Source organism: Desertihabitans aurantiacus (genome assembly GCF_003344635.1).
Lineage (GTDB): Bacteria > Actinomycetota > Actinomycetes > Propionibacteriales > Propionibacteriaceae > Desertihabitans > Desertihabitans aurantiacus.
In genome coordinates, this window is the sequence record NZ_QPKK01000338.1 from 1 (window position 1) to 3,401 (window position 3,401).

Annotated in this window: 3 protein-coding genes; all 3 read right to left on the bottom strand. The window is 71.4% G+C overall.

Going from position 1 to position 3,401, the window contains the following annotated elements:
* A partial coding sequence (locus DVA66_RS18460; RefSeq protein WP_157974122.1) for an SPFH domain-containing protein occupies positions 1-979 on the bottom strand: 979 nt, incomplete at its 3' end.
* A gap of 63 nt (positions 980-1,042) precedes the next feature.
* The gene (locus DVA66_RS18465) at positions 1,043-2,404 is read right to left on the bottom strand and encodes a DUF4032 domain-containing protein (RefSeq protein ID WP_114561346.1); all 1,362 of its coding nucleotides are present in this window, start codon (positions 2,402-2,404) and stop codon (positions 1,043-1,045) included.
* Positions 2,405-2,431: 27 nt separating this feature from the next.
* Positions 2,432-3,401: alpha/beta hydrolase family protein (locus tag DVA66_RS18470; protein ID WP_114561347.1), on the bottom strand; the 970-nt coding region annotated here is incomplete at its 5' end.

Here is a 3,401-nt window from a genome sequence, read left to right on the forward strand (position 1 = left end):
CGCGTGGCGGTTCGGGGGTCCGCCGCGCCGGCGGCTCGTCACCGGCCGGGGCACCGCTGCCGGTGAGGGCGGGTTCGGCGCCCTTGGAGATCAGCAGGCTGTTGCGGATCTCGTCGAACATGCTGCCCACCGCACCCGGGTTGGACGGCAGGTAGAGCACGTTGGACCGGCCGTTGCGGGCCACGTCCTGCAGGGTGTCGAAGTACTGCGTCATCAGCAGCAGCTGCTCGGCGGTGTCCTCGATGCCGGCCTGGCGCAGCAGCTCGTACTGGTCGGCGATGCCCTCGGCGATCGCCTTGCGCTGGGCGGCCACGCCGACGCCCTGCAGCCGCTTCGCCTCGGCCTCGGCCTCGGCCTGGGTGACCCGCTTGATCTTGTCGGCCTCGGCCAGCGACTGCGCGGCCACCCGGTCGCGCTGGGCGGCGTTGATGGAGTTCATCGAGTCGCGGACGCGCTGGTCGGGGGAGATGTCGGTGACCAGGGTGTTGACGATCTCGAAGCCGTACTCGCGCATCTGGTTGGACAGCGTCCGCTCCACCGAGGTGGCGATGTCGTCCTTGGACTCGAAGGCGTCGTCGAGGTTGAGCCCGGACAGCGCGGAGCGGACCACGTCGAAGACGTAGGAGCGGATCTGCGCGGTCGGGTCGGAGAGCCGGTAGAAGGCGTCGCGCACGTTGCCCTCGGGGATCACGTACTGCACCGCGACCGGCACCGTGACGAAGACGTTGTCGCGCGTCTTGGACTCGATGTTGACCTCGAGCTGCTGCACCCGCAGCGAGATCGGGGCGGTGGTGCGGTCGACGAAGGGCAGCTTGAAGTTCAACCCGGGTCCGGCGACCCGGACGAACTTGCCGAAGCGCTCGACGATGACGTTCTCCTGCGTCCGCACCGTGAAGACGGCGGTGAGCCGCAGCAGCACCAGCAGCACCAGCACGACGGCGACGACGAGAACGACGACGACCAGGGTGGCGACGTCCATGGCGACCTCCTCAGGGTCGGGGACGCCCAGTCTGCCCGACGGCCTCCAACCGCCGGGACGGCCTCAGCCGCGGGACCGCCGCAGCGCGTCGATGTCGAGGAACGAGCCGGCCCGGACGTCGACCTCCTCGGCCTCGGCCTCCCACGGGTCGTAGGGGGCCTGGTCGGTGTCCTCGGCGAAGCCCTGGGAGGGGTCGTAGGGGTTGGCCAGCCGCCGTTCGGGCAGCGGCGCGGCGGCCATCGCCTCGTCCTCCAGCGTGCGCAGCACGTTGTCCACGTAGCCCTGGGCGGCCTCCATCAGGCCGATGTCGTAGCCGGCCCGCTCCGAGGAGTACCACCGGTACTCCAGCACCTCGTGGAAGATCTCGGCGGCATCCCGCTTGGCGCGCAGGTCGGTCGGCACCGCGGCGATCACGGGTTCGAAGTTCGTGGTCAGCCACTGGTGCGCCACGATCGCCTCGTCCGCGCCCTGCTGGTCGGTGCGGGCCCGGAAGGTGTCGAGGTCGTTGAGCAGCCGGCGGGCCTGGTTCTCCTCGGTGTCCAGCCCGGTCAGCCGAAGCAGCCGGCGGGAGTGGTGCCCGGCGTCGACCACCTTGGGCTGGATCCGCACGGTGGAGCCGTCCAGGTCGGTGACGATGTCGAGCTCGGCCACGTCGAAGCCGAGCGCGTTGAGCCGGCGCACCCGGCCCTCGATCCGGTGCATCTCGGACTGGTCGAACTCCTCGACCCCGGTCAGCTCGTCCCACAGCTCGCGGTAGCGGGATTCGATGGTGTCGACCAGCTGCTGGGGGTCCAGCGCCTCGTCCAGCAGGCCGCCGGCCTCGAGGTCGCTGAACTCGCCGAACAGGTTCGTCCGGGCGATCTGCAGGTCGTGGGCGCGCTGTCCGTCGGTGAGGGTGTCGTGCAGCTCACCGGTCTCGGCGTCCACCAGGTAGGCGGCGAAGGAGCCGGCGTCGCGCCGGAACAGGCAGTTCGACAGCGACACGTCGCCCCACAGGAAGCCGGTCAGGTGCAGCCGGGCCAGCAGCACCACCATCGCGTCCAGCAGCCGGCTGACCGTCTCCGGCCGGACGCCGGGGGCGAACAGCGAGCGGTAGGGCAGCGAGAACTGCAGGTGCTGCGTGAGCAGCACGGGGTCGAGTGGCCCGTCCGGCCCCACCCGGCCGGTGACCACGCCGACCGGGACCACCGAGGGGGTGGCCAGCCGGGTCAGGTCGTGCAGCAGCCGGTACTCGTGCAGCGCCAGGTGCTCCAGCACCTCCTTGGCGGCGTAGACGTCCGAGCCGACCTTGATGAAGCGGACGACGTGGCGGGAGATGCCTCGGGGCAGGGCCACCAGGTGCTCGGTCGGCCAGTCCGCCAGCGGGGTCGACCACGGCAGCGGGATCAGACGGGAGTCGGGTCGGGCGGACAGGAAACGAGGCACCTGCCCAGTCTGCACCCTGCGCCCGGCTCAGTCCTCGAAGCTCTGCTCCAGGAAGGACACCGTGCGCTCGATCGAGGTCTGCCACCCCGCCTCGAAGGTGTGCCCCTCGTCCTCGTAGTAGTGGGTCTCGGTGCGCACACCGGCCCCCTCCAGCGAGGCCTCGGTGGCCCGGGCCCACTCGACGGGGCAGGTGTCGTCCTGCACCCCGTGGTGGATCTGCACCGGGAGGTCGGCCGCGGCGATCCGGTCGAAGAAGGTCCGCGGGGACAGGTCGGCGTAGAACTCCGGGCTCTCCTCGGGGTCGCCGTACTCCTCGTACACCTCCTGGGCGGTGCCGGAGCGCTCGGGCAGCTCCCAGCGGCGGAAGTTGTCGAGGTAGAGCGAGCTGACCGAGGCGTACACCACGGCGGCGTCGATCACCTCCGGGTGGGTGACGGCCACGCCGAGGGTCACCCCGCCGCCCATCGAACGGCCGACCATGCCCACCCGGTCGGGGTCGACGACGTCCTCGTTGCCGAGCGCGATGGCGGCGTTCACGGCGTCCCGCACGTAGCCGACCCGCAGGGTGTGGTCGACCTCGTCGGTGTCGTCGCTGCCGGCGTGCCCGCGGTAGTCGGTGTGCAGCACGACGAAGCCCTGCTCGGCCAGGTGCTCCTGCTCGCGCGGGACGCCCTGCCCGCTCCAGTAGCGGTCGCGGTCGATGTGGCCGTGGTTGAGCACCACCGCCGGGAAGGGGCCCTCGCCCTCGGGCACCAGCAGGATGCCGGTGATGGTGAGGTCGCCGCTGGGGTAGCTGACCTCCCACCGTTCGTAGTCGTCGGTCTCGCTCTGCAGCCGCTCACGGGTGATGGTGAGGTCGCGGTCGAGCTCCTCGGCCATGTAGGCCGGCAGCGCGTCGGGCGAGCGCACCTCCGGCAGCGTCGGGGTCGGTGACGGCGTCGGGGTGGGGGTCGGCGAGGGGGTGGGGGTCGGCGCGGCCGGCGAGGAGGCGGCCGAG